Below are 25,308 nucleotides of genomic sequence, written 5' to 3' on the forward strand. Positions count from 1 at the left end.
GATGAAAGTAAATAATATAAAATTAGTATTCGTTGCTATTTGTGCCGCTTTATTGTTTGTACAATGTGCCGATGACGATGATAACGGAAATATCTTAAACGAGGCTACCTGTACCGATGGTATCCAAAATGGAATTGAAACAGGGGTTGACTGTGGTGGATCTTGTGAGCCTTGTACAGGTGCAAATGCTGCAGATTTTTCTGGCACCTATGCACAAGAAGATAGTATGGGACGCCCAGGAATAAATACTGTATTTAGTGGTACCGATGCAGTGAAAAACGATTATAATAGAAGAATCCCAACAGAGCGTGCTTCTTTTCAACCTATTTTTCAGGATAGATTAGAGTTTTTACACGATGTCTATGCTATAGCCTTAGGATTAGATCCAGCTGTTGTAAACTATGAAACAAATATTCTAGGATTGGATGCTGCCACCTTTACAACAGTTTTAGCTCAATTTGATGCTTTACAAGTGGCTCCAAATGGACAAACGGTATACTATGATGGTGATACAGGAGTAGCATTAACTGGAAGAGGTCTAGAAGATGATGTGATTGATATTTCGCTCACACTTATGTTTGGAGGAACCACAGGAACCAGATTTGATGGTCAAAATGGAACACCACAACTTACCTTTGATGGCGTTGATCTTGGAACGAGAACCTATGGTGCATTTCCTTATTTAGAAGGACCTGTTTTAATGCCTTAGAAGTATTTATTTTTTAAACTGTCTAAACGAATAGAATCTGTTTGCTCTAGTACAGTCGAAAACTTACAATAGGTTTCGACTGCGCTCAACCGGACAAGGATATATACTTTGGACAGTTTTTTTATATGCTATTGTTAACATTACAATTTCTGAAATATGAAACAACTATGCTATTGCTTTTGTATGGTACTGCTCTTCATGGGCTGTAAAAATGAGCGAGAAAACACTGAACTTATTGGCATAACAAATCCTGCAGATTATGCCGAATATCTAGCAGCAGATCAAACAAAAAGCTATAAAAGTGCTTTAAAAGAACAACAATTTTGGTCAAAACGACTAGGAGAAGACTCGACAGGTGTTGGTGACTTAGGTCCTTTAGCAGGAGCTTATTCAAAGTTATTTGAAACGTCTGGAAAGATTGACTTTCTCAAAGATGCCGAAACGGTCTACAAAAAAGCCATTCAGGTAGCTTCTCAAAATATAAAAGATGGCTATGTACGTGCTTTGGCTAAGAACTATATTTCGCAACATCGTTTTAAAGAAGCAACAGCTTTACTTGAAGAAAGCTATAAAGGAGTCTCCAATAAACATGCAACAGAGTTGATGTTATTTGATTGCTACATGGAAATAGGATCGTATGAAAAGGCAGAAACGCTTTTAAAAAAATTAGATAATCCAAGCGATTATAACTACCTCATTCGAATTTCGAAATGGAGCGATCATAAAGGGCAATTAGATGCCGCGATTCGCTATATGGAACGCGCCATGAAGATTGCTGAATCTAGAAATAGTAAACTTTTAAAAATTTGGACGTACTCAAACATAGCAGATTATTATGGTCACGACGGAAATATTAAAGCCTCCTACGAACATTATTTAAAAACACTTTCGTTACAGCCCGACAATGCCTATGCAAAAAAGGGAATTGCTTGGATCTTATATTCGAAAGAACATAATATTTCCGAAGCCAATCTTATATTAGATACACTCATGAAGCATCATGAAGTACCCGACTATTATTTACTAAAAGCAGAAATGGCAGCTTATGAAGAGAATAATAAGGATGCAAAAAAGTATACTGATCAGTTTTTAACTGCTACTGAAAATCCTATGTATGGAGCCATGTACAATACGTATAACATTGAAACATTGGTAGACCTTGATCCAGAAAAGGCCTTGTTGTTAGCACATGAAGAAGTGAATAATAGAGCGACACCAGAGACTTATCATTTGTTAGCATTGGCGCAGTTGGCGAATGGAGAAGATGCAGCAGCACTAAATACTATAGAAACATTTGTCGCAGACAAGACATCAGAGCCTATGGCATTGTTGCATAGCGCAATGGTGTATAAAGCCAATGGAATGGATGAAAAAGTAAAGGCATTGAAAGCCGAATTGGCTGAAGCTAGTTATGAAATTGGACCTATGTTAAGTGAAACCGCAGAGAGTTTATAGAAAAAATATAATTTGATTATTGTATAGGGTTTTGAGAAATCTTCTTCTGCTAAATTCTTTGGTATGCATAGTTGAAATCATCAATTCCATTCCTCCCAGCTTATTTCTCGACCAGGATAAGCAATGGTGTTAAATGGCCATTTTTCAGAAATCCATTCCTTAACCGTTTCAAATAAGTACTGATCTAAACCATTCTCTACTTCACTTTGTCTTACCCATAATATGACCATTGCCTCATATTTTGGGTTTGAAGAAGGCTCTATATAAATACAACCTAGACATTTACTCTCTTCGAGGTTCATGACTGTATAAGCAAATGATGATCTTCGTTGAAACTCTTTTTGATGCCAGCCTAGATCAATTAAGTTCTGTTCAAAAGTCAAATCTTTAGGCCAATTATGATTTGGACCAAAGGGTTTAGTTGTTTGTAAATGTGAAATACTGGACATTACTGCGTCATAATCTTTCACTACATCAGAAACTTTTAACATTCGTAGGCGAAGTCGATTTGTTTCAAGTTCTTCTGGAACTTCAAAGTCATTTGCTAAAAACAATGATGTATTCATTTTGTGAGATGGTATTGAACAGCGCTAATTATAACCAAATGGCATACAAGGTTTTGTAGCTGTAAGATAACAGATTTATATTATAAATGTTCTCTTGGATTGCTATTCAAGTACTTCATTAGTTCCATTGTAAATCTTTTAGCTCCAGTTTCATTTAAGTGATCAAAATCTAGGTAAAGTGAATCTGGATAGATCTCTTCTGTTTTATTAAACATAGTATGATCTAAACGATACTTTTTAGTTAAATGAGTATAGCGTTCCATTATGGGAATAGGAATATTATTTAGATATTTTTGGTGCACAGGGTTACTAATCATTATTAATTCAATCTTCCTTGAATTACATAATTCAACAATAGAGTCTAAAAAATTAACGGCTAATTCTGATACATTTAATTCAATTTCATTTTGGTAATAATGACGTTTTATAGCGGTTTCTGGATCACTAAGGTCAGTATTGTTATGGTTCGAATAATTGCCGATATAATTAATGTGGTTTTTTTTAGGGTAAAAGGCAGTTTGTTTCAATACGGTTTTATAGAATGTTGTATAATCTACAGGGATTTTATTTGAAATTTTATGAAACTCTTCAATTGTGTAGCTTCTTTTAAACATTTCACTTGACCATTTTTTATTCGAAAATTTAAAGTCATTGAATTTAGAAATATTATGAGGCGCAAATCCAATAATTAAAGTGTCAGGAACATATGACTGGAATATGTTTTTCAATTTCCAATACGTCAATACATAAGGTTCAGCTGGTTGAGAGATGTTTTTAGCACTATTAAAATATGCTGGATTTAAACTTTTTTGAGGATGTGAATCCCCTACAATAAGAACGTCAGTTTTAATATCCGGTACCACTTGATTTTTATAAAACAAGTAATTAATCATCATATTTGCTCCAAAATATAAAATTGGGAACAATGTAAAAATGATCGTTTTTGATAAAAACTTTTGCATAAATTAAAATTGAAAATAAATAAATTGCTGCTCATTGCCACCAAACCAAAATATTGAGATTATAATTGCATAGTACATTGCATATCTCAATGGTCTTTTCCATGTAACACCAAATTTTTGTAATGCGAATTGTTGTTCTCTCCCTAACCATTCAATTAAAATGAAGATACAGGTAAGAATTATGGTTGTTAGAGCACTTTTCATTCCTAAAAAGTTTGGTAGTTCAAAAAGAGATGTAGAAAAAATCTCTGAAATATATTTTATAGCGTGACTCATATTTTCTGCCCTAAAAAATATCCATGCAAAAACAGTTAGTCCAAAGGTGAGCAACATAAATGAAAAGTCTTTTAGGCTTGGAATGTATTTACCTTTCGCTACTATTTCTAAATTATTACGATTGTTATTGGTCAACAAAAGTGGTAAGAAATAGATGGCATTCAACGCACCCCAAACAATAAATGTCCAATTTGCACCATGCCAAAATCCGCTAACGACAAAAATGATAAACGTATTTCTTATTCTCATCCACTTGCCACCACGACTACCACCTAAGGGAATATAAAGGTAATCTCTAAACCAAGTTGAAAGTGAGATATGCCATTTTCTCCAAAATTCTGCAATATCTCTTGAAAAATAGGGGAAGTTAAAGTTTTGCATTAAATCAAAACCAAAAAGCCGCGATGTTCCTATAGCTATATCTGAGTAGCCTGAAAAATCCCCGTAAATTTGAAACGTAAAGAATATAGCACCTAAAACCAAAGTGCTACCATTCATATCTGCCGAATTATTAAAAATTTGGTTGGCAAATTCAGCACAGTTATCTGCGATTACTACTTTCTTAAATAAGCCCCAAAGTATTTGACGCAAACCATCAATCGCTAATGCGTAGTCAAATTTTCTTTTTTTATAGAATTGTGGAAGTAAATGTGTTGCTCTTTCTATGGGACCAGCAACTAATTGCGGAAAGAAGCTTACAAATGCAGAAAAGGCTACAAAGTCTTTTGTTGCTGTGAGTTTCCTTTTGTAAACGTCTATGGTGTAACTCAGCGTCTGAAATGTGTAAAAACTAATTCCTACAGGAAGTATAATATTTAATCCTTGGGGGTTTATTGGATTTCCAAAAAAACTAAATGCGGTTACAAAATTGTCTAAGAAAAAATTGTAATATTTAAAGAATCCAAGAAATCCTAGATTTACAAGAATACTGATCCATAATAAAACCTTTCTTTTTGTTTGGTTATTTTCAGTTTTTAGTGACATTCCAACCGAATAATCAACTATAGTGCTAAATAGAATTAAAAATAAAAATCTCCAGTCCCACCAACCATAGAATAAATAACTTGCTGCAACAATTAGAACGTTTTGTAGTTTTAAGTTGTTCTTTGTTACAAACCAATAAAGTATAAATACTATCGGCAAGAAAATTGCAAAGTCAATTGAGTTAAAAAGCATTTATTGAAACATTTTTATTGAATATTATCTTCCAAAGAATAAAGTATAGTATATGGGGCGCAAAGGTATAATTATTAATGAGAAACAAGGCTTTTGTAAGAAGCGTTTTTTATGGTGAAACACTTCCTAAAGTATACAATTGCGATAGGGTAGGAGTATCACTCCCTCCGGCAGGTTCTAGAGTAATTCCAAAGGCTTCTGGAGCTACTTCGATGTCATTAAATTTGTGAAATTGGGAGATTATATTACTACTAGTATCTATCAATCCAACACTCGTTGGCGTTAGTGGATCCATTAGCAAAGACCAAACCTGATACACTTTTCCATCTGGAGCTTTTGGGAGTCCTTTAGTATCTATGTATGCAATTTGCTCTTTCTTATTGAGATATACTTTAGCAAATGCATTTGGAGCTACTGCCTGATTGCCAGGCAAGGTAATTACCGCATAATCTTTACCTCGTACATCGTTAATGATGTCAGTTATACTTGTGAGTTCATTTTGTAATTTTTCGTTTTCTTGCTGTGTTATTTCAATAGACTCTGTTAGGTTTCCTTGTTCTTGTAACATCCATAAAATACCGCCAATGCATAAAATGGCCGCGGCCCAACCCGTAATGGCACTCCAATTTCTTTTTGTTGCTAGTTTCATTGGCTGACGTATTTGTGCATGTGTTTTGCTCCATACTAAAGGAGAGAGTTCTGGAGCACTTTGTTTTGAAAGTTTTAGTAAAGTGGCTTCTATGCGTTCCACTTCTTTTTGTACTTCAGGATATGCAGCAATAGCATCTTCTACCTTTTGAATTTGTGCCTGCGGCAATGCGCCACACACATATAATTCTAAAGTTCCAGATGTTATCAATTCTTCTGCAGTCATAATTAGTCTAGGTTAAGCGTTTTTTGAAGTTCTTTTATGCAATTTCTGTTTTTAGTTTTTATGGTACCCAATGGAATTTCTAGGGTTTCAGAAGCATCTTTCTGTGTATATCCTTTAAAATAAAGTAGGTCAATTATTTGTATACACACCGGAGATAATTTTTCAATAAAAGAACGCAATCCAATACTGTCTGTTGTTTTTTGTAAGCTCGTGTCTGTTTGCTTTATAATAGCTACGAAATTAGCAGTGGATAGGTTTTTCTTTGCATTCTTATTTGCTTTAGATCGTGTATAATCTATGGCTGTATTTCTAGCAATATTTAAAGCCCATGTAAAAAAACGACCTCTATTGATATCGTATTGAGAGGCTTTATTCCAAATTTTCACAAAGACATCTTGTAAAAGTTCTTCTGAAATACTAGTGTCATTTACAATGGTATTGATGACCCCAAACAAAGCTTCACTATAGCGACTATAAATTCTAGCGAAGGCTTTTTCATTGCCTTCTTGCATTGCTATAATTAGTTGGTCTGGTTGCTTCATTATACGTTCCTTAAAGATACTTAGTTCTTTTCTTCTTTATTGAAGTATACCAGGTAGTAATACATTTGTTTTTCTTCGTCCCAACCTTTTTCTACAAACTTATCAGCACTCTCCGGATTGATGAAATCCATTTTAATTTGAATGTTAGTGTCTAGGCTAATCACATTCTTAATCTTTTTACGCGCAGCTGTTACTGCCGTATTTGCAATCGGGAAGGTGGTTAAATCTTCGATTTTGTATTTGGGCGCGGTTTCAGATTTGTAGTGGTTGAATTCTGGAATTAAATCCGGATTGTCGATCACCTCATTCATAAAATTACTTTCATTGAAGGTGTCGTTTTTTGCAAAGTGATTTACAGCACGGTTCATGAATAGTACTTCTTCTTTTTTGTCTTCGGCTGGTAGTACCACGTCTTTTGCGAAATCCTGGCAAAATTTCAAATACTTTTTCGTGTAAAAGTTATCATCTTCAAAGGCTTCAACACCTAAGAATCCTTCTAACCAATAACGCGCATCATATCGATTGCTATCCACAGAAAGTACTTTATACCCTTCTTCTTTTTTTACGTTAAATATCAAACAGCCCTTGTCTAATTTGTTGAGGTTAACCCCCTGTTGTAGGTCGGCTCTTAATTGATTGTCTTCTTCCGAGAATTGCAAGAAATCTTGTTTGATCTCAGATTTAAATATACCAACTGCGTTTACCTTTTCATTGTCCAATTGTAAGTTCTCTAGATACGCCACATACACTTCTCCACTTTTAATATGCTGGTGCGTAGATTGATCGTATAGGTGTTTTGTGATTTTTTTACTTACCTCATGAACACTATCGGGATTATTAAATATTTCGGTAGCACAGTTAAAAATTTCGTGAAATTCTAAATCGGCTTCATTGGCAAACTGAAAATAGTTTTCTTCCTTTTCTCTAAAAGGTTTTAAGAAATAGTCTTTTAGTAACGGAGTGATCTCATCATCCATTTTATATGGAACAGACGATAATAATATAGGTTCACTTTTGCTCTTGTTTCCAACTCGGTGGATCGATAATGAAGCAATGTGCGTATTGAATAAATTAATCATAAAAAGGTAGAGTGTTTAATATTTCCGAAGGTAAAAAAAAGGGAATTATTAGGAAGCTCGAGTTATAAAAACTTGTTCACACTTTTGAGACTTGTATGTGATCTTGTTTCTATAATTTATATTTTTCGATTTCAGAACAACTTAATTCCAATTTTCATCAAAATCTAAGTGCTCGTAATCGTCACCGCCAAATTCTCCTCCAAACTCGTCACCATACATATCTTCTAAATCACCTTCTGGAGTATCGCTAACAAATTCTGGTTCGATAGGGTCTAGTGGTAATTCTCCATGTGCAAACATGAGATTTGGATAGCTAAATCCAATCTCTGGTTCTGCAATATCAGCAAGCTCAACAATAAAAGTCCACATCGACAAGAAGTCGTAGATGTAAACCAAATTTCTATGATCTTTGGTAACAACTTGGTTAAGTTTTGTCTCTCTCATAGTACGAATTGAAGCGTTTCCTTCACTCATGTCGAATAAAGGGATTTCATCTCCTTGTTCCCATTGGTCATTACTCTCATAAAAGGATGCCATTTCTTGTCCATCAAACCCAAATGCCTGTGTAATAGCATTGTGGAAGTCTTCAAACGTTGCGTTTTCTTCAATTTCGATGTCGCGATATACTTCTTCTTGCGAATTTAAGATGGCTCTAAAACGATAAATCATAGTGGTTTTGCTTTGAGATTGCAAAGATATTCTTTTCCTATTTATTTACTGAATCTATGCAAGGTAAAAGTCATCGTTGCCAGTAAAAAAAATGCAGTTACTTGATGCAGTACCCCTAACCAAACTGGAACAAATAAAACAAGTGTTAAAACTCCCAGTAAAAACTGAACGCCAACCAAAATTAGTAGTAGGTTTATTCCTTTTTGCTGTAAGGTTGTGGTTTGCATTTTTTTGGACTTATACCAAATAAATGCAATGAACCCTACCACAATGTATGCTAGGTAACGATGCACAAACTGAACACCACTCTTGCCTTCTACAAAGTTTCTCCAAACAGGTTCTTGCTCTGTGGTTACGGTTTCATGAATTAGTTGTCCATCGTTCATCAGCGGCCAGTGGTTATGAATCCATCCCGCATCGAGTCCGGCCACAAAAGCACCCCAAATAATTTGAATAACAAGAATAAGGAGTCCGATTCTAATAAAATTTCTAAATCCTTTTTGTACTTCTTTTTTCTTCGGAAATAGGAGGTCTAAGGCCACCCAGAACGTATAGGCAAAGGTTAAGAATGCTGTCGTGAGGTGCATGGCAAGCCTGTAATGACTCACATCGGGTCTGTCTACCAAGCCACTTTTTACCATATACCAACCAAGAAATCCCTGGAACCCCCCCATGAATAGTAAGATGATACATTTTTTAATGGTAGGCTTTGTGAGCTGTTTTCGCGCAAGGAAATATAAAAACGGTATGATAAAGACCACGCCAATAAAACGACCAATAACACGGTGAATCCACTCCCAGAAGTAAATGTCTTTAAACTCCTCAAGGGTCATGTTATAGTTTAGTTTTTGGTATTCAGGATACTGTTTGTATAAGTCAAATGCTTCATTCCACTCTACGGCATTGGTAGGAGGAATGGTACCTGAGATAAGTTTGTAGTTAGAAATCGATAATCCCGAATGCGTTAAACGGGTAATACCTCCCACAATCACCATGATAAAAATAAGTACGCATCCAGTAAGGAGCCAGTAAATTACTTTTTTATTGTCTTTCATATTCCTTTTTTGTTAGTGAGAACCAATCTACGTTCTCCGTTTCTCTTGGATATGGTTTGGTTGTTGTTTTCTGAAATTTTAGTTTTTCCAACACCCTTGCCGATGCTGGGTTTGCTGGTTCTACAAAGCCAATGATTTCTTGAAGTTGTAGGGTGTTAAACCCATAGTCAAGAATTGCTTTTGACGATTCTGTTGCAATGCCTTTGCCCCAGTATTCGGGTAAGAAGCGATAGCCTAAATCGGTTTGATTGCATTCTGGTAGATACTTTACACCATTAAAGCCTATAATTTTATTGTCTTCTTTATGAATCACTGCAAACCTCCCGTAGCCATAGGTCTCATAATCATGTAACCAAACAGATTTAATAAGTTCGGTTATTTCTGCTATCGTCGTTCTAATAACATCACCCGTATGCGCTTGCACTTTTGAATTCGAAGCAAATGCCAACACTTCTTCTTCGTCACCCAGTCTAAAAGGGCGAAGGATGAGGCGTTTTGTTTCTAGTGTTATTGGGTTCATTTTTGTTGAGTTTCAGAGTTTCAGAGTTTCAGAGGTTCAAAGTTTCAAAGTATCAAAGGTTCAAAGTTGTAAAGCTATTAGTTCTTTATTTTTCGTATGTAGCTTGTTAGCATTCGTTCTACCTCTCTGGTGTCTTCGTATAATTTTTCAAAATGGATTGTTTCTAAGAAACTGAGATTTTTAGATATTTCTAATTGTGTTTGTAGTTCAAATAAAGAACTTAAGGCAATATTCAAAAAACGCAGGTAGTCTTTAGTACTTTCTCTTCCATATCCTTCGGCAATATTACTAGGTATTGATACTGCAGCTCTTTTTATTTGAGATGACAATCCATATTGTTCATCAGAAGGGAAGAAAGCTATTTGTTTGTAAATTTCAGTAACAAGTGTCATTGACTTTTGCCAAACAAGTAACTTTCGATATATTTTATTAGTATTCATCTTTGTCCCTTTGCTACTTTGTCTCTAAACACCTAAACTACTTCCAACCCCAACGCTTTCCCTTTCTCCAGCATAAACGCTTTGGCAGCTTCATATTCATTGGGGATGTCTCCTTCTAAAATGGCTTCTTTAATAGCGTCTTTAATGATTCCAATTTCACGTGAGGGCTTTAATCCAAAGGTTTTCATGATTTCTTCTCCACTTACAGGAGGTTGAAAATTACGAATACTATCCCGTTCTTCTACTTCTACAATCTTGTCTCGAACGATCTTAAAATTATGATGGTATTTTTTAAATTTCTTAGGATTCTTTGTAGTGATATCTGCTTCACAAAGGGTCATGAGGTCTTCTACATAATCGCCCGCATCAAAGACCAAACGGCGTACGGCACTATCGGTCACATCACTTGCTAATACGATAGGACGTGAGCTCATTAAGACCATTTTCTGTACAAATTTCATCTTGTCGTTTAATGGCATTTTCAGTCTTTTGAAAAGCTTGAAAACCATTTTTGCGCCTACAAATTCGTGTGCATGAAAGGTCCATCCTATTTTTTTATCAAAACGCTTGGTAGGTGCTTTTCCAATGTCATGTAATAAGGCAGCCCAACGTAACCAAAGGTTGTCTGTTGTTTTTGCAATATTATCGACTACTTCCAACGTATGCCAAAAGTTGTCTTTATGACGTTGTCCTTCTTTTTCATCAATGCCTTGCAAGGCTACCAACTCTGGCAGAATAAAAGGAAGTAAACCAGTTTTATGTAATAATGAAAATCCTTTTGAGGGTACTGGAGCTGCCAATATTTTGTGTAGTTCAACTACAATACGTTCTTTAGATATAATTTTTATTCTGTCGGCATTTCGAGTAATGGCATCTAAGGATTCTGTTTCAATGATAAAATCTAATTGCGTGGCAAAACGTATGGCGCGCATCATGCGTAATGGATCGTCGCTATAGGTAATATCTGGATCTAGCGGCGTACGTATTATTTTAGCGTCTAAATCATCAACCCCATGAAAGGGATCAAGCAATGCACCAAAGCTGTCTATAGAGAGACTTAAGGCTAGGGCATTGATAGTAAAATCTCTACGGTTTTGATCGTCCTCTAGACTTCCATCTTCTACCACTGGATTGCGACTGTCTTCGCGATACGATTCTTTTCTTGCGCCCACAAATTCTAATTCGATACCTCCTGTTTTAAGCATGGCGGTACCGTAATTTTTAAAAACAGAAACATTGGGTTTACCTGGCAGTAACTTAGATACTTCTTTGGCAAGGGCTATCCCGCTTCCTACAGCAACAATATCGATGTCTTTTGCATCACCTCTTTGAAGTAAATAATCGCGTACAAAACCTCCTATCACATAGCATTCCAAACCAAGGTTGGCAGCAGCTTGAGATACTGTTTTGAATATAGGATGTTGTAAAGCGTTTGCGTAAGTTGGTGTAGCCACTAAAGTGCGTATTTGTTTGCGTTTACAAAGGTACGGTACAAGGCTTTAAAATGGAAGTTAAATTTGGTTTTTGAGAGGTCATATTGGGAATTATTTAACTTAAAATCTTCACCAATAATTTGTGCGCTTTACAAGCTTCAAATTATTGACGCTACCAAAGGGAGCCTAGATATCAGGTCTTCGACTCCTAAAACTTCAGGACAAACTGACAAACTTCTTTCATCATCATCTTTTGAAACTAATTTTCAAATCATCAAATTAAAACATTTGCCTACTCACGGATTACTGTCACTTGCCCATCGAGTGTTAATTTAATAATCGCCGAGGCTTTGGCGGCTTTTTTGGTTCTTTCAAAATCAACTACATAATCTACACCCTCTAATATTTCCGAAGAGATCTCAGCAAAAGTAGCGGGTGTTTTTTTACCACTAATATTGGCAGAAGTAGATACAATAGGGCGTCTAAACTTGCGAACCAAAGTTTTTGCAAAGGTGTCGTTTACCACACGAATGGCTAGAGAATTATCTGGAGCAATGATATTTTCTGAAATGCGAATAGGGTCATCGTATATAATGGTAGTAGGCTTTGCAGCATATCTAAGAATGTCATAAGCAACCTCCGGAATTTCTTCCACAAACTGATTGAGCATTTTAAAATCGTGTACCAAGCAAATCATAGATTTACTATCTGCTCGCTGTTTTAATTTGTAGATGCGGTCTATGGCTTCTGGATTGGCAGCATCACAGCCAATTCCCCAAACGGTGTCTGTTGGGTATACTATGAGTCCGCCACGTTTGAGAACTGCGAGGGCTTTTTCTATTTCAGATTTTAAGTTTTGCATAAGCTATTTGGTAAATAAAATATCGTCGGCGATGTTGTTTTTTTCTAAGGTGTGTAGGTACGCTAAAAGTTCCTGACTTGTATTTGAAATATCAAAGGTAGTATTGTTTTTTAAAAATACAGCGGTTGTAAAATGTGTTGTGATTGTTGCTAGAAACTCAGCAACAGAAACATTGGCTACATTTTTTAAGTGGTGGGGCACATATTCTATGTATAAAAAGCGTAGTTGCTCTAATGTGCTTGTCATACCCTTTAGCGCATAATACTCTGCGCCTTCTATGTCCATGATAACACCACTTGGGGCTACTAAATTTTCAGAAGAAATAAAAGCGTCCAAAGCAATCATGTCTACTTCCACTTCATTTGGCTTATCGTAGGTGTATAAAATGGAATCTTTAATGGGTTTTATTTTACTTCCGCCAGTATTGACGGTGTTTTGATAAAATGTTACCTTCTTGTTTTTGTTTCCAACTGCTTTTTGAAACAAGGTTGCATTTTTAATTTTATTGAGGCATAGGTTCATTTGCATATACCAAAATGTGTTTTCATTGGCTTCAAAACCTACAACCGAGGCGACGCGTTGGGCTAAGGGAACTAGAAGAGTGCCTACATGCGTTCCAATGACATAAATGGTGTCATCTGCTTTGGTTTGCTCTATAACCTTGTTGATTTCTTTGATGTCCCAATGACCTTTAAAGCCTAAATCTTTGCCTATGGTTGTGTCTGAAATAGGCAAAGAAATAATTCCATTTTGAGTGTCGTAAATAACTCCTTTGGCGTGCGGACCGAAAACAGTAGCACGTTTCTTAGATTTTCGCCTTTTAAAAAAATATTTAAGCTTTTTTTTCATGCTGTTATTTTTTATCAGAAAGGGATAAACGAGGTTTTTGCAAATGTTTTAATGAGTATTTCATAGGGTTTTTAGCAATTATTACGGGAAGTAGGTAGCGCTTTTTTTTCTTTACGAAGCATACAAGATACAAGTAGTATTTGATGGTATAGTATTTAAGCCTGCTATAGTTTTTCTTGATAACGTGGAGATACGAAATATAGGCTTCCTTGTTGATGGCCTTTGAGGCGCCAGTGCTCACTCCTTGGTAATGCATAATTTTTGCTTCTGGCACTAGGGTGCTTTGATATCCTTCTAAATGGAGTCTATGACAAATATCCATTTCTTCCCAATACAAAAAGATATCGGTGTCAAATCCGTTGACCTTTAAAAAAGCATCTGTTCTAAAGAAAAGAAAAGCACCATTCACCCAATCAACAACAAGCGGTGTTTTGTATTCCTTGCTTTGTTTGGGGTATCTTTTTGGGTTTGTTGTTTCTAGAAAACTCCTTCCAAAAAGTAATCTTCGGAGCCCTTTGTTATGGTCAAACGAGGGAACAAATTCTTGATGCTCGTTATAATTTTGAGCCGTACATACCCCAACATTTTGATGTGTGTCCATGTAGGAGCTAAGCATCGTAAGACAGTCGTTAAGTAGCATTGCATCGTTGTTGAGAAATAAGATGTATTTAGATGTTGCAAATGCTGCTCCAAACATGTTTCCGCCTCCAAAACCTAGATTTTTTGGTGTTTGATGCAAACTAATACCTTTATGTTTAGGGAAGTTGTCTAACAAATATTGATAGTCGGATATTTCCGAACAATTATCAACTACAATAATTTCATAGCTTGTTTTTGGGTCGGTATGCGCTCTAACTTTTTCAATACTTTCCAGCGTGTATTTTGAAGAATTATAATTAATTAAAATAACCGCCACATCTAGCATAGGATAGTATTTTTTTTACTTTTGTCAAATATACAACACTTATGGGGCTACGTTCAAAATTTAAGAAGTATCGATTACATAAAAAATTTCCTATTCAAGAATACCAACCAAAACAGTTTTCTAAGCCAGAGAAAATGATTCCTGTGGTTACTGCTTGGGCGGGTCTAGAAGAAATTATTGAAGATATATTAGATAGATTTGACATAGGAAGAGATCGTTGTATTGAGTTTGGAGTAGAATTTGGATACTCTTCTGTGGTGTTTTCTAACTACTTTAAAGAGGTCACCGGAGTTGATATTTTTATTGGTGATGAACACACAGATTTTAAAGGTGATCATTATGAGGAAACTAAAAACAAACTTTCTGGGTATAAGAATATCAATCTTATAAAATCTGATTACAAAGACTGGATTAAAGAAGATACCACTCAGTACGATTTTGCTCATGTAGATATCGTTCACAATTACAAAGAAACCTATGAGTGTGGCTTATGGGCGGCACAACATAGTACCTGTACTATTTTTCACGATACAGAAAGTTTTCCAGAAGTGCGTCGCGCAGTCATTGATATTGCTAGAGATGCTGGGAAAAAAGTCTACAACTACCCATTTTGTAATGGGCTCGGAATTATTGTTTAGTCTATAAAACAATAATAGATTTTGTCCAGCAAAAAAATCACCATCATAGCGCCAAAGGCTTTTGGCTACACTACGTATATATTCGATGCATTGGCAACTTATGAAGGGGTTGATCCTGGTATTGTCTATTTGGATAGTCCTGCTTTTTATTACAAGAATAGTTTTCATAGACTTCAAAATCTGTTCTCAAAAGTATTTTTAAAAAGGAATGTAAAGAAAACATTTGTTTCTAAAAGAGTACTGCAGTTTTTGAAAGAACGCGGACCACAAGATGTGGTGTTTATGATTCGCCCAGATGTTTTGGATGATAAAACCTTAGCACAGATTAAAAAAAGTACCAAACAACTCATTGCATATTATTGGGATGGCACACAACGATTTCCAAGAAAAGCGGCTATTATTTCTCAGTTTGATAAAGTATATAGTTACGATAAGAATGATGTAAAAGACTACAACCTCTCCTTTTTAAATAATTATATTTTTAAAGAAGATACTACAGAACAAACTCCTGAGTTTTTGTTTTTTAATATTTCAACAGGCGACTATAGACTCCCAATTTTAGAAGAGGTAACAGCTTATATTGAAGCAAAAGGTTGGTCTAAAGAAATATTAGTGTACACGGGTAATGAGGATCCAACAAAACATGTAACCCTTATTACCAAGCAGAAATCTACCCAAGAAGTTGCAGCATTCATTTCGAAATGTAAAATCATTATTGAAATTCAAAGAACAGAACAAATAGGCTTGTCTTTTAGAGTGTTTGAGGCACTTGGACAACGAAAAAAACTCATTACTACCAATAAAGATATCGTGAACTACGATTTTTATAATCCGCAAAATATCTTGGTATTAGATGAAACCAACATCGAGATTCCTGAAGCTTTTGTTCGCTCTCCTTATGTCGCTATTCCAGATGAAATTTTAGCCAAGTATCGAATTAAAAATTGGGTAAAAAGTATCTTAGTAGATGCCTAAGGTTACAATAGCGATTGATAGACTTTAATGTATTGTTTAGCCGTTTCATTCCAGTCAAAACTTTTGGCGCGATCGATATACCACTGACTATAAAATGCATGTTGATTTTTATATTTCAGCATACCTTCTTGTAAGACTTTGGCCATGTATTCTGGGTCATACTGGTCCCAGTAAAAACTATGTTCTCCTCCAATTTCGGGAAGTGATGTGTTATTAGAAATAAAAACAGGTTTTCCAAAACGCATGGCTTCAATAGGAGGGATGCCAAAGCCTTCTCGTAGCGACGGAAATACAAATGCTTCACAATGTTGCAAGTAGTATTGCTTGGCGTCGTCTTCAATTTTTCCAGTAGTGTATACGCGATCTTGTAAGCCTAGTTCTGTGGCGAGTACTTCGAGTTTATGTGCATAAATAGAAGTGTTATTTCCTGCAAGCACCAGATCGTATTCGTGCAAAAGAGGGAGCATGCGCACCAAACTCATAAAATTTTTACGTTCACTAAAATCTCCTATAGAAAAGAGATATTTCTGTTTGGGTTGCACCCCAGGAACAAACGATTCAGCAATAGCAATCTCCGTAATGGTGTTTCCATTGTGGATTACATACTCTGGAATGTTTGGCACTGTAAAGTGCGCGTGTGTGTCTTTTTTAGCAAATTCAGAAATGTAAACAATAGCAGTGCAGCGTTGTAATTTTTTCTGAAATTTTCTTCTCAATTTTTCTTGCATTAACTCGGTACCTTCTGTCACAAAATGAACATCATGCACTGTTAATACGTATGGGATATTAAAAAAAGGCTCAATTCTAATGTTCTGATTCAAGCAATGCCATAACTCATATTTCTTTTTAATTCGAAAGGGTTTATGGCGGGTGATGCTTTGGTATTTTTTGTAGTTAAAGCTGTCGCCAAACTCCTCTTTTAAAGAAGCAATGTCTTTAGCATGCAATACAATCTCGAAATCTGGATGTTCTTGCGCAGCGAGTGCTTTGATAAGGTGGTAATTAAACTGCCCAAAGCCCGAGAATTTGTTTTTTAAATTATGCGATTCTAGAAATACCTCTTTCATACTAATCGATATTACGGTATAAGAGCCATAGGTATACATAGCGTTTAAAAACAGAAAAGGCACTTACATAGGCCAAAATAAATCCCTCTCTTCCGTCAAGCAATCCTAGTTTAAAAAAGTATTGGCTCACAAAACGAAACCAAGGCATTACAAAGAAATGATAGGCATTTGGTTTCACTCCTTTGGTGTACAACATTTTTGCCTGCAAGGCACTATAGCGATGCATTTTTGACGTATAGGTATCAAAAGTGCTATAGGTATAATGCGGAAGCTTATTTTTTAATGTGGCCGTTTTTCCATTGGTTTCAAGTACCTCATGAACTAAGTTGCTGTTGTACTGACAATGCTTTTTATTAAAAACGCGAATGACTTTGTCATGTTGTAATCCGCTATATGTAATGCGTTTGCCCATAAAATGAAACACTCTTTGTACATAAAAGGCAACTGCTTTTGGGTTTTCTACTACTTGTACAATTTCTTCTGCTAATGCTTTTGTTATCTTTTCATCTGGATCAAAAAATACCACCCAGTCATGTGTAGCTTTGCTAAGAGCAGCATTTTTTTGGGATGAAAAATTATCGAAGGTACGTTGGTGTACCGTTACTTTTTCATGGGCTGAAGCAATAGCAACCGTAGTGTCATTGCTATACGAATCGAGCACAATAATTTCATCTACAAACCACAGACTTTCTAAGAAATCGGGTAGGGCCTTTTCCTCATTGAGGGTAATGATAACCGCAGAGATTTTAGGAAGGTTTTTCAAGCGTAGTGAATTGTTTGGGTAAAAGTACTAATTTTACATCTATAAACGACAGTACTTTCTATGGCGAAGCTACCTATTTTAATGTATCACGATGTTTCGCTAGATAGGAGTGAAGGACTTACCATTTCGGCAGCAAACTTGGAAGCACAATTTGCATATCTAGCGTCGAAAAAGTACACCACCTACCACTGTAAAGAGTTGCTAGAGCTTAAGAAGTTGCCTACTAAAAAGAATGTCATCATTACCTTTGACGACGGTTTTGTGAGTCAGTTAGAATTTGCAGTTCCTTTGTTAAAAAAATACGGACTAAAAGCTACATTTTTTATCCCACTAAAGTATTTGGGAGCAAATGATGCCTGGGATACACAATCTAAGGATATCATGACTTCGGAAATGTTACATAACCTAGACCCTGCTGTTATAGAATTGGCACATCATAGCTATGCCCACAAAAAATACCACGAATTATCTGAAGACGAAACAGCACAGGATATCGCTAAAAGTTTTGAGGTGATAGACAACCAAAAATTGTCATTAACGCCAGCAATTGCCTATCCGTATGGAAAATACCCCAGAGAAACCCCAGCAAAAAAAGTTTTTGAGGCGCAATTAAAAGAACAAAACATCCAACTAGGAATGCGTATCGGAAATCGTGTCAATCAATTTCCATTCAAGAAACCTTATGAGATAGAGCGTATCGACGTAAAAGGGGAATTTTCGCTTTCGAAGTTTAAGAGGCGATTGCAATGGGGGAAGTTTTTTTAAAATAGACCGCTGCGCTGTTAGAAGTTAGACCATTCGCTTCGCTCATTGTTAGACCGCTTAGCCTGTTTGCTGAGCAAGGCAGACTAGCTGTTAGATGGATTGTATGGGGTGGATTTTTTCTTAAGTTGCATTTAGTTACAAAGTGGCAAAGAGACAAAGGGACAAAGGTTCAAATGGAAATATTTGGGATTCCCCCTTTGAAGGGGGTTAGGGGGATGTTTTACTAATTTGAATAAAGAGACAAAGGATAAAAGGTTCAAAGGAGCAAAGTTTCAAAGAGACAAAGAGTAATATTTGGAATTCCCCCTTTGAAGGGGGCTAGGGGGATGTTTTACTATTTTAAGTGAAGAGACAAAGTTTTTGCGTAGCAAAGAAATAAAAATTTCAAACAGCAATCGAAACGCTTTACCCTAGCCCTAAAGGGTAGCGTTTCTAATTTAAAATCAATATCAAATATATTAATTCTCCCCTTGAGGGGAGTTAGAGGGGTGTTTTACTATTTTGATTAAAGGAGCAAAGTTAGGAAGTAGTTTATATGTTTATAAGTTTATAAGTGGAAACTATTTTAAAACTTTTAATCACCAATCACCAATCACCAATCACCAATCACCCGTCACCCGTCACCCGTCACCAGACATTCATCATTCATCATCCATCATTCATCATTCGACATTCAACATTCGACATCACTCCATCCCCTTATGCAGCAAACGTAGCTTCACACTGCGCTGAAAAACACCATAGGCATTTACGGCAGCGACTGTGAGTCCGGGAACGCCATCTTTGAAGCCGCCTTTAACCACATACGATTTAAAAAAACGAAACATGGGTTTTATCCAAAAATGCATCCAGGTGGCTCTTTTTCCTTTGGCATATTGTTGTTTGGCTTGAAACCAAGCATAGCTTTCTTTTTTGGTAATGTAACTATGCAGGTCTTTGTAGGTATAATGCAGCATCTTGTTGTGTAACTTCCCAATAGAGCCCTCACAATGTAATTTTTCATGCACATCGCCCGTATAGTGAGCGCCTTCTCGTTTTACTAAACGCAGTACATCATCACTATGACTGTAGAGAAAACGATTCATATAAAAATGCGGGAAGTTAATTTTATAGCCTCCGTGCTTTGGAGAAGCGATAGTGTCTTTTATTTCCTTTTCTAAGGATTGCGTAACGCGCTCATCTGCATCCAAAAACAAAATCCAATCTCCGGTAGCGTGTTTCAATGCTTCGTTTTTCTGACTACTAAAATTATCAAATGCTCGCTCTATCACTTTGGTCACATAAGGTTTCGCCAAGGCAACGGTAGCGTCTTCACTAAAAGAGTCTATCAAGATAATCTCATCTGCAAATGCCACACTTTTTAAAGCATCTTCGATGTACGCCGCTTCGTTGAAGGTGGGTATGATTACTGTAAGTGTAGGTTGGTTTTGCATTGGGTACAAAGGTATTGAAAAAAGAGGCAAAGGAGCAAAGGGGCAGAGGTTCAAAGTTTCAAAGTTTCAAAGGGAAATATTTGGAATTCCCCCTTTGAAGAGCCTGTCCCGTTATTAAAACGGGAGGGTTAGGGGGATGTTTTACTAATTTGAACAAAGAGACAAAGGATAAAAGGTTCAAAGAATCAAAGGGGCAAAGTTTTAAATAGTAATCGAAACGCTTTTTCCTAGCCCTAAAGGGTAGCGTTTCTGATGTAAAATGAATATCAAAGACATTAATTCTCCCCTTGAGGGGAGTTAGAGGGGTGTTTTACTTTTTTGAGTAAAGAATCAAAGGTTCAGTAGCAAATTCAAATAGCAATCGAAACGCTTTTCCCTAACCCTTCCGCGTGTCGCTGTAGCTTTAGCGGAGGCACAAAGGGTAGCGTTTCTTGAAAAAAAAATACATTTTCAAATTAGCACATTGAGAAATTTTCAAATTATTTCACCCGTCACCCGTCACCCGTCACCCATCACTCCTAATTGTTTATTGTTAACTGTTAATTGTTAATTGTTTTTCCCTATCTTTAACATCTCCCCCTGTAACTCCCCAGTTATATATAATGGATGATGTTGTAACGTCATGCCATACTTTGTTGTGTCTTTACTTTTTACAAATTTTAAATCATGATGTCCTGGTTTGTTTTAGGATGTGATGATGAAAATTATTTTTAAAGTGTTACCTAGCATTAAAAAAAAACAATCATAGTAACATTAAATACTAAAAAATCAAAAACAATGGCAAAATTTTTATTCAACAGAATTCACATAGATAGTTCCGAACCTATACAAAACAAAGTTCAGTTTTTGCTTGATGGCTTAATTTCAAAATCTGCCACAAGTCAAAATAACTATGCTTATAAACTTATAGATGTTGAGTTAAAGGACAATTACATTTTTGGTCACTTAATTAAATATAATCCCTACAGCGAGGATGAAGTTTTTGATGAGGAAAATGAAACAAGCTCTAAAGAAGGAATTAATAATAGGATAGTTGCTAAATCTTTTTTTATAATTGAACATACAGAGAGTTTACTTATTTATGAAACAGTAACTAACCATATCCGTAAAGCAACATTTGCAAAAATGTTTAAGCAATTATTTATAGAAAACCATAAAGGTAAAAGACAGGCTTATTTTGATGTTTCAGAAATAAATGAACAATATACTTTTTTACAAAAAGTACAATCTTTAGAAGTGATTGAGAAAGTAATTATTAATCTTGTGCCTTCAAATCCACGTTTTGCTGAAAGATGGGAAGATATTGATGAACGTCTTCGCGAAAATAATATTGGCAGATATAGAGAGGTTCAAGACACAAAAAATAGGGGTGGAATAAAAGTAGATAAATTAACAGAAGATAAAATATTAATGTCTGAAGACGGCTATGGAACGACCAAAGTCAAAGGTATTGATGAAAATGGAGCGCAGATTAATCTAACTACAAAAAGTAAAGAACGAATTGTTTCTCTTGACGTTCCCAGTAAAGTTACTAAACAAGGTTTTTTGTCAATAATTAATTACCTTTCAAAAACAATTCAACGCATCAGAGATAGAACAGATAATGAATAGATTTAAGTCATTTTTTATAAGTTATGACTTTTGGGTTTCTCTCATTTTGGGAGTTATTCTGTTTTTTGTTTTACCAGAATATTTATCAATGAATTTTGCAAAAGAATACTACGGTATTGTGATAACTGCAATTTCAATTATTTTCTCTTTGGTCTTTGCATCTTGTTCAATATTGATGTCTTCGTCAGATGATGACTTTATAAATTTTTTAAATGTGGAGAATGACTTCGACAGTTTGTTATGGACTTTTAGAGTAACTCTTGTTTCTCTTTTTATTAGCTTACTATATTCGTTAATTTTATATGTAGGAACAAGTTATGTAATTGAACATAGTAGTAAAGACTCAATTTGGGTTCAGCACAAGATTTTATTTATTACACTAACAAGTATTACAACTTACGGATTAATAGCTACTTTCTTAAGTGTTGAAGATACATTAGTCTTTTCGGAATTTAGGTCAAAGTTTTTAAAGAAGAAAGATAACGGATAAAAACGCTATATAAAAATGTATAAAAAAACAGTTTATTTTCAGCGCTACTTTTCAAATGCGGATTCATTGAGATTAATTTCGAAATATATATGGAAGATAAGATAATTAACGAGTTTGATGATAATAAAGAACTTTATGAGCAATATCGAAATGCAGTTTGCCAACTGATAACTGATATTATTTCTGCAAATGGCATCCAAATACATAACATTTCAAGTCGCTTAAAAGAGAGAAATTCGTTAAGTAAAAAAGTAAAGTCAAAGGATAATAAATATTCTGACATTACAGAAATAACAGATATCGTAGGCATCAGAATAATTACATTCTTTGAAGATGAAGTGAATAAAATTGCAGAGATTATAAATAAGGAATTTAATATTGATGAAATAAATACTATTGATAAAAGAGAAAAGGAATTTGATAGGTTTGGATATTCCTCACTTCATTATGTTATTCAATTAAGCAAAGCAAGAAATAATCTGACTGAATATAAAAACTATAAGAATTTGAAAGCTGAAATTCAAATTCGCTCAATATTACAACACGCTTGGGCTGAAATTGAGCACGATTTAGGTTATAAAAGCAAAGAAAGTATACCAAATGAAGTTAAAAGGAATTTTTCAAGGGTAGCAGCTTTATTAGAAACTGCTGACATAGAATTTACTAAATTGAAAGATTCAATCGAGAATTACGAAAGAACTGTAGATGAAAAGATTGCTTTACATCCAGAGCTTACTGAATTAAATATGGCTTCATTAAATTCCTTTATCCATAATAACAAAACTCTTTTAGAAGTAGATAAAGATTTAGCAAAACAAACTAATCGACCTCTTCACCTTAACGATTTTGATGACTCTGAAAAGTACCTTAAAGAATTTAAATATTTAAGAATTGATTCGGTTAAAGAATTAGAAGAAAAGTTAAAATTAAATAAAGATGAAATTATAAGTTTTGCTCTTTCATTTGCTGGACGAGGTTCTGGAGAAGATAAAAGTGGTAGTTATAATAGAGGGACATCGATTTTTTATTTGAATTATTTATTAGCATTAAAAAATAATAACCCAGAGTTCATAGATGAATTTATTAAAAATTTCAAAGGATTTTCAAAATTAAAAGAAACAACATTTATCCTATTTCGTGATAGAGTGGTTAAATCATTTAAGAATATGAAAAAGAATGCTAACAAAGCATAACCCCAAATTCTTAATTCCAATACTTTTGTGAAAGCCAAACATCACTTCTAATTAATAAAACTCAGTAACTTAAAACTCACCCACACCCCATACCATTTCCGAAGTAACTATAAAACTACTGTTTCCAATTTCTTAAAATCCATACCGCATTAGTCTAACAGCGCAGCGGTCTAACTTCTATCAGCAACGCGTTCTAACAATGAGCATCCACGTGCCGCCGAAGCTTTAGCGTAGGAGCAAGTGATTGGTCTAACTTCCATAAATCTACTATCTTTGCAGCAATGAAAGCACTGGATACTTCTATCATTATAAGCACCTATAACAATACCAAATGGTTGGAGAAGGTGCTGTATGGCTATAACAATCAGACCTATAGGTTGTTTGAGATTGTGATTGCAGATGATGGTTCGGGGCCAGAGACCAAGGCTTTGTTAGACAGGATGCAAGAAGAAGTGTTTTATCCCATTGTGCATGTATGGCATGAGGATAAGGGCTTTCAGAAATCTCAAATCCTCAACAAGGCAGTCTTACAATGTAGCACGCCCTATACCATTATGAGTGATGGGGATTGTATTCCTAGAAAAGACTTTGTAGAGCAGCATGTAAAGTACAGAGAAGAAGGCTTTTTCTTGTCGGGTGGCTATTTTATGTTGCCCATGGATATTTCAGAAAAAATTAATAAAGAAGATATTTACGCAGAACGTTGTTTTGATCTAAAGTGGCTCAAAGAAAATGGCTTGCAGACTTCTTTTAAGAATAATAAATTGACCGCCAAGCCTTTTACGGCGTCTATTTTAAACCTTATTACGCCTACCAATGCAAGTTGGAATGGGCATAACGCCTCGGGTTGGACTCAAGATATTATCGATGTCAATGGACTCAATGAAGAAATGCAATATGGGGGTCAGGATCGTGAGCTAGGAGAGCGTTTGTTTAATGCGGGCATTAAGAGCAAGCAAATACGATATAATGCGGTAGTGGTGCATCTAGACCATCCGCGTGGCTATAAAAATGAGGCTTCTATCAAGAAAAATCAGGCCATCCGCAGAGAAACACGCGAGCTTCAGAAAAAGTGGACCACGCACGGTATTGTAAAAGACGCCTATGTAAAAGCGCCTGTGTCTATTATTTTGAGTACCTATAATCAGCCACGATGGTTGGAGAAATCGCTGTGGGGTTTTGAGCAACAAGAGATCAAAGATTTTGAGATCGTGATTGCAGATGATGGATCGACCAGTGAAACGGAAAATCTCATCAAACGTTTCCAAGAAGAATCCCAACTGCGCATCAAGCATGTATGGCAGGAAGATGACGGATTTCAAAAAACGAAGATTTTAAATAAGGCCATACAGGCTAGTGAAGGGGACTATCTTATTTTCACCGATGGCGATTGTATCCCTAGAAAAGATTTTGTGTTTAAGCATCTAAAACACAGAAGACCGAATCATTACTTATCGGGAGGTTACTACAAACTCTCACAAGAAATAAGTGATGCGATTACCAAAGAGCACATAGCACAACAAATATGTTTTGATGCAGATTGGTTGCTGGAAAACGGACAGCCCAAAAATTTTAAAATCAATAAGCTTACTTCTAAAGGGACTAAAGAAGTCATTTTAAATACCTTTACTACGACCACACCCACATGGGATGGTAATAATGCTTCGGGCTGGCGTAAAGATATTGTTGCGGTCAACGGCTTTGATGGAAGAATGCAGTATGGGGGAGAAGATAGAGAGTTAGGAGAGCGCCTTACCAATTATGGGATACAAGGCATACAAATTCGCTATAGCGCCGTAACGGTACACTTAGATCATGCGCGTGGCTATGTCACTCCAGATATGATAGAAAAAAATAAAGCCATTAGAGCACATACTCGAAAAGAAAATATAGTCTGGACGCCTTATGGTCTTGTGGCGGCAAATAGTTTAAAGGAAGCTAAAGAAATGTCACTTAGCAACGAGTCGACTTCTTAGAAGGC

General features: G+C 35.6%; 25 protein-coding genes and 2 pseudogenes. 10 read left to right on the forward strand and 17 right to left on the reverse strand.

What is annotated here, in order from left to right; all coding sequences use genetic code 11:
* Position 1: 1 nt before the first annotated feature.
* Both ACY2RS_RS09940 and ACY2RS_RS09945 read left to right on the forward strand, forming a co-directional pair.
* Positions 2-709, forward strand: a complete 708-nt coding sequence (locus ACY2RS_RS09940; protein ID WP_490098500.1) for a DUF4331 family protein — start codon at positions 2-4, stop codon at positions 707-709.
* Between the two features lie 156 nt (positions 710-865).
* Positions 866-2,164: a tetratricopeptide repeat protein gene (locus tag ACY2RS_RS09945; RefSeq protein WP_490098501.1), complete on the forward strand. Its 1,299-nt coding sequence runs from the start codon at positions 866-868 to the stop codon at positions 2,162-2,164.
* A gap of 80 nt (positions 2,165-2,244) precedes the next feature.
* Here the strand turns inward: ACY2RS_RS09945 and ACY2RS_RS09950 are convergent, their stop codons facing one another.
* The 14 genes from ACY2RS_RS09950 to ACY2RS_RS10015 all read right to left on the reverse strand — a co-directional run bounded on the left by ACY2RS_RS09950 (position 2,245) and on the right by ACY2RS_RS10015 (position 14,392).
* Entirely contained in the window at positions 2,245-2,730 is a 486-nt protein-coding gene (locus tag ACY2RS_RS09950; RefSeq protein ID WP_490098502.1) for a GNAT family N-acetyltransferase, read from the reverse strand.
* A gap of 80 nt (positions 2,731-2,810) precedes the next feature.
* Entirely contained in the window at positions 2,811-3,692 is an 882-nt protein-coding gene (locus tag ACY2RS_RS09955; protein ID WP_490098503.1) for a hypothetical protein, read from the reverse strand.
* Positions 3,693-3,695: 3 nt separating this feature from the next.
* A complete protein-coding gene (locus ACY2RS_RS09960; RefSeq protein WP_490098504.1) occupies positions 3,696-5,144 on the reverse strand; it encodes an MBOAT family O-acyltransferase in 1,449 nt (482 codons plus the stop codon).
* 109 nt (positions 5,145-5,253) lie between these two features.
* On the reverse strand, positions 5,254-6,018 hold the full coding sequence (locus ACY2RS_RS09965) for an anti-sigma factor (RefSeq protein WP_490098505.1): 765 nt from the start codon (positions 6,016-6,018) through the stop codon (positions 5,254-5,256).
* Positions 6,019-6,020: 2 nt separating this feature from the next.
* Complete coding sequence (locus tag ACY2RS_RS09970; protein WP_490098506.1) at positions 6,021-6,560, reverse strand: RNA polymerase sigma factor; 540 nt, start codon at positions 6,558-6,560, stop codon at positions 6,021-6,023.
* Between the two features lie 20 nt (positions 6,561-6,580).
* On the reverse strand, positions 6,581-7,639 hold the full coding sequence (locus ACY2RS_RS09975) for a nucleoid-associated protein (RefSeq protein ID WP_490098507.1): 1,059 nt from the start codon (positions 7,637-7,639) through the stop codon (positions 6,581-6,583).
* 141 nt (positions 7,640-7,780) lie between these two features.
* Positions 7,781-8,308: an IS1096 element passenger TnpR family protein gene (locus ACY2RS_RS09980; protein ID WP_490098508.1), complete on the reverse strand. Its 528-nt coding sequence runs from the start codon at positions 8,306-8,308 to the stop codon at positions 7,781-7,783.
* 41 nt (positions 8,309-8,349) lie between these two features.
* Positions 8,350-9,363, reverse strand: coding sequence for a COX15/CtaA family protein (locus ACY2RS_RS09985; protein WP_490098509.1), 1,014 nt, complete (start codon positions 9,361-9,363; stop codon positions 8,350-8,352).
* Positions 9,350-9,883, reverse strand: a complete 534-nt coding sequence (locus tag ACY2RS_RS09990) for a GNAT family N-acetyltransferase (protein WP_490098510.1) — start codon at positions 9,881-9,883, stop codon at positions 9,350-9,352. Before ACY2RS_RS09990 ends, ACY2RS_RS09985 begins: the two co-directional genes overlap by 14 nt.
* Positions 9,884-9,960: 77 nt before the next feature.
* Positions 9,961-10,323, reverse strand: coding sequence for a four helix bundle protein (locus tag ACY2RS_RS09995; RefSeq protein ID WP_490098511.1), 363 nt, complete (start codon positions 10,321-10,323; stop codon positions 9,961-9,963).
* Between the two features lie 32 nt (positions 10,324-10,355).
* Positions 10,356-11,777, reverse strand: coding sequence for a CCA tRNA nucleotidyltransferase (locus tag ACY2RS_RS10000; RefSeq protein WP_490098512.1), 1,422 nt, complete (start codon positions 11,775-11,777; stop codon positions 10,356-10,358).
* A gap of 271 nt (positions 11,778-12,048) precedes the next feature.
* On the reverse strand, positions 12,049-12,618 hold the full coding sequence (locus ACY2RS_RS10005; protein ID WP_490098513.1) for an L-threonylcarbamoyladenylate synthase: 570 nt from the start codon (positions 12,616-12,618) through the stop codon (positions 12,049-12,051).
* Between the two features lie 3 nt (positions 12,619-12,621).
* The gene (locus ACY2RS_RS10010; RefSeq protein WP_490098514.1) at positions 12,622-13,467 is read right to left on the reverse strand and encodes an FkbM family methyltransferase; all 846 of its coding nucleotides are present in this window, start codon (positions 13,465-13,467) and stop codon (positions 12,622-12,624) included.
* A 4-nt stretch (positions 13,468-13,471) separates the two neighbouring features.
* Positions 13,472-14,392: a glycosyltransferase family 2 protein gene (locus tag ACY2RS_RS10015; protein ID WP_490098515.1), complete on the reverse strand. Its 921-nt coding sequence runs from the start codon at positions 14,390-14,392 to the stop codon at positions 13,472-13,474.
* Between the two features lie 41 nt (positions 14,393-14,433).
* On the opposite strand from ACY2RS_RS10015, the gene ACY2RS_RS10020 reads away from it, so the two are divergent.
* Together ACY2RS_RS10020 and ACY2RS_RS10025 are read left to right on the forward strand one after the other, a co-directional pair.
* Positions 14,434-15,030 carry a class I SAM-dependent methyltransferase gene (locus ACY2RS_RS10020; RefSeq protein WP_490098516.1) on the forward strand — a complete coding sequence of 199 codons (597 nt, stop codon included), beginning with the start codon at positions 14,434-14,436 and terminating at the stop codon, positions 15,028-15,030.
* A gap of 21 nt (positions 15,031-15,051) precedes the next feature.
* The gene (locus ACY2RS_RS10025; protein ID WP_490098517.1) at positions 15,052-16,005 is read left to right on the forward strand and encodes a WaaS/CpsH family glycosyltransferase; all 954 of its coding nucleotides are present in this window, start codon (positions 15,052-15,054) and stop codon (positions 16,003-16,005) included.
* A 2-nt stretch (positions 16,006-16,007) separates the two neighbouring features.
* Here the strand turns inward: ACY2RS_RS10025 and ACY2RS_RS10030 are convergent, their stop codons facing one another.
* Together ACY2RS_RS10030 and ACY2RS_RS10035 are read right to left on the reverse strand one after the other, a co-directional pair.
* Complete coding sequence (locus ACY2RS_RS10030; protein WP_490098518.1) at positions 16,008-17,072, reverse strand: glycosyltransferase family 4 protein; 1,065 nt, start codon at positions 17,070-17,072, stop codon at positions 16,008-16,010.
* A 1-nt stretch (position 17,073) separates the two neighbouring features.
* The gene (locus tag ACY2RS_RS10035; RefSeq protein WP_490098519.1) at positions 17,074-17,835 is read right to left on the reverse strand and encodes a glycosyltransferase family 2 protein; all 762 of its coding nucleotides are present in this window, start codon (positions 17,833-17,835) and stop codon (positions 17,074-17,076) included.
* Between the two features lie 60 nt (positions 17,836-17,895).
* Here ACY2RS_RS10035 and ACY2RS_RS10040 point away from each other — a divergent pair, with 60 nt between their 5' ends.
* Positions 17,896-18,600 (forward strand): polysaccharide deacetylase family protein, encoded by a 705-nt coding sequence (locus tag ACY2RS_RS10040; protein ID WP_490098520.1) that lies wholly within the window; start codon positions 17,896-17,898, stop codon positions 18,598-18,600.
* A 686-nt stretch (positions 18,601-19,286) separates the two neighbouring features.
* Here ACY2RS_RS10040 and ACY2RS_RS10045 read toward each other — a convergent pair.
* Entirely contained in the window at positions 19,287-20,033 is a 747-nt protein-coding gene (locus tag ACY2RS_RS10045) for a glycosyltransferase family 2 protein (RefSeq protein WP_490098521.1), read from the reverse strand.
* A 777-nt stretch (positions 20,034-20,810) separates the two neighbouring features.
* Between ACY2RS_RS10045 and ACY2RS_RS10050 the strand changes: the two genes are divergently transcribed.
* The 5 genes and pseudogenes from ACY2RS_RS10050 to ACY2RS_RS10070 all read left to right on the forward strand — a co-directional run.
* Entirely contained in the window at positions 20,811-21,644 is an 834-nt protein-coding gene (locus ACY2RS_RS10050) for a DUF4747 family protein (RefSeq protein WP_490098522.1), read from the forward strand.
* A 118-nt stretch (positions 21,645-21,762) separates the two neighbouring features.
* Positions 21,763-22,134 (forward strand): hypothetical protein, encoded by a 372-nt coding sequence (locus tag ACY2RS_RS10055; RefSeq protein ID WP_490098523.1) that lies wholly within the window; start codon positions 21,763-21,765, stop codon positions 22,132-22,134.
* Positions 22,135-22,223: 89 nt separating this feature from the next.
* Positions 22,224-23,327 carry a GTP pyrophosphokinase gene (locus ACY2RS_RS10060; protein ID WP_490098524.1) on the forward strand — a complete coding sequence of 368 codons (1,104 nt, stop codon included), beginning with the start codon at positions 22,224-22,226 and terminating at the stop codon, positions 23,325-23,327.
* A gap of 281 nt (positions 23,328-23,608) precedes the next feature.
* Positions 23,609-24,424 (forward strand): annotated as a pseudogene (locus ACY2RS_RS10065) (glycosyltransferase family 2 protein); the annotation flags it as partial.
* A 36-nt stretch (positions 24,425-24,460) separates the two neighbouring features.
* A pseudogene (locus ACY2RS_RS10070) lies at positions 24,461-25,303 on the forward strand (glycosyltransferase family 2 protein); the annotation flags it as partial.
* Positions 25,304-25,308 lie beyond the last annotated feature (5 nt).

The organism is Patiriisocius sp. 208BN25-11 (genome assembly GCF_058147145.1).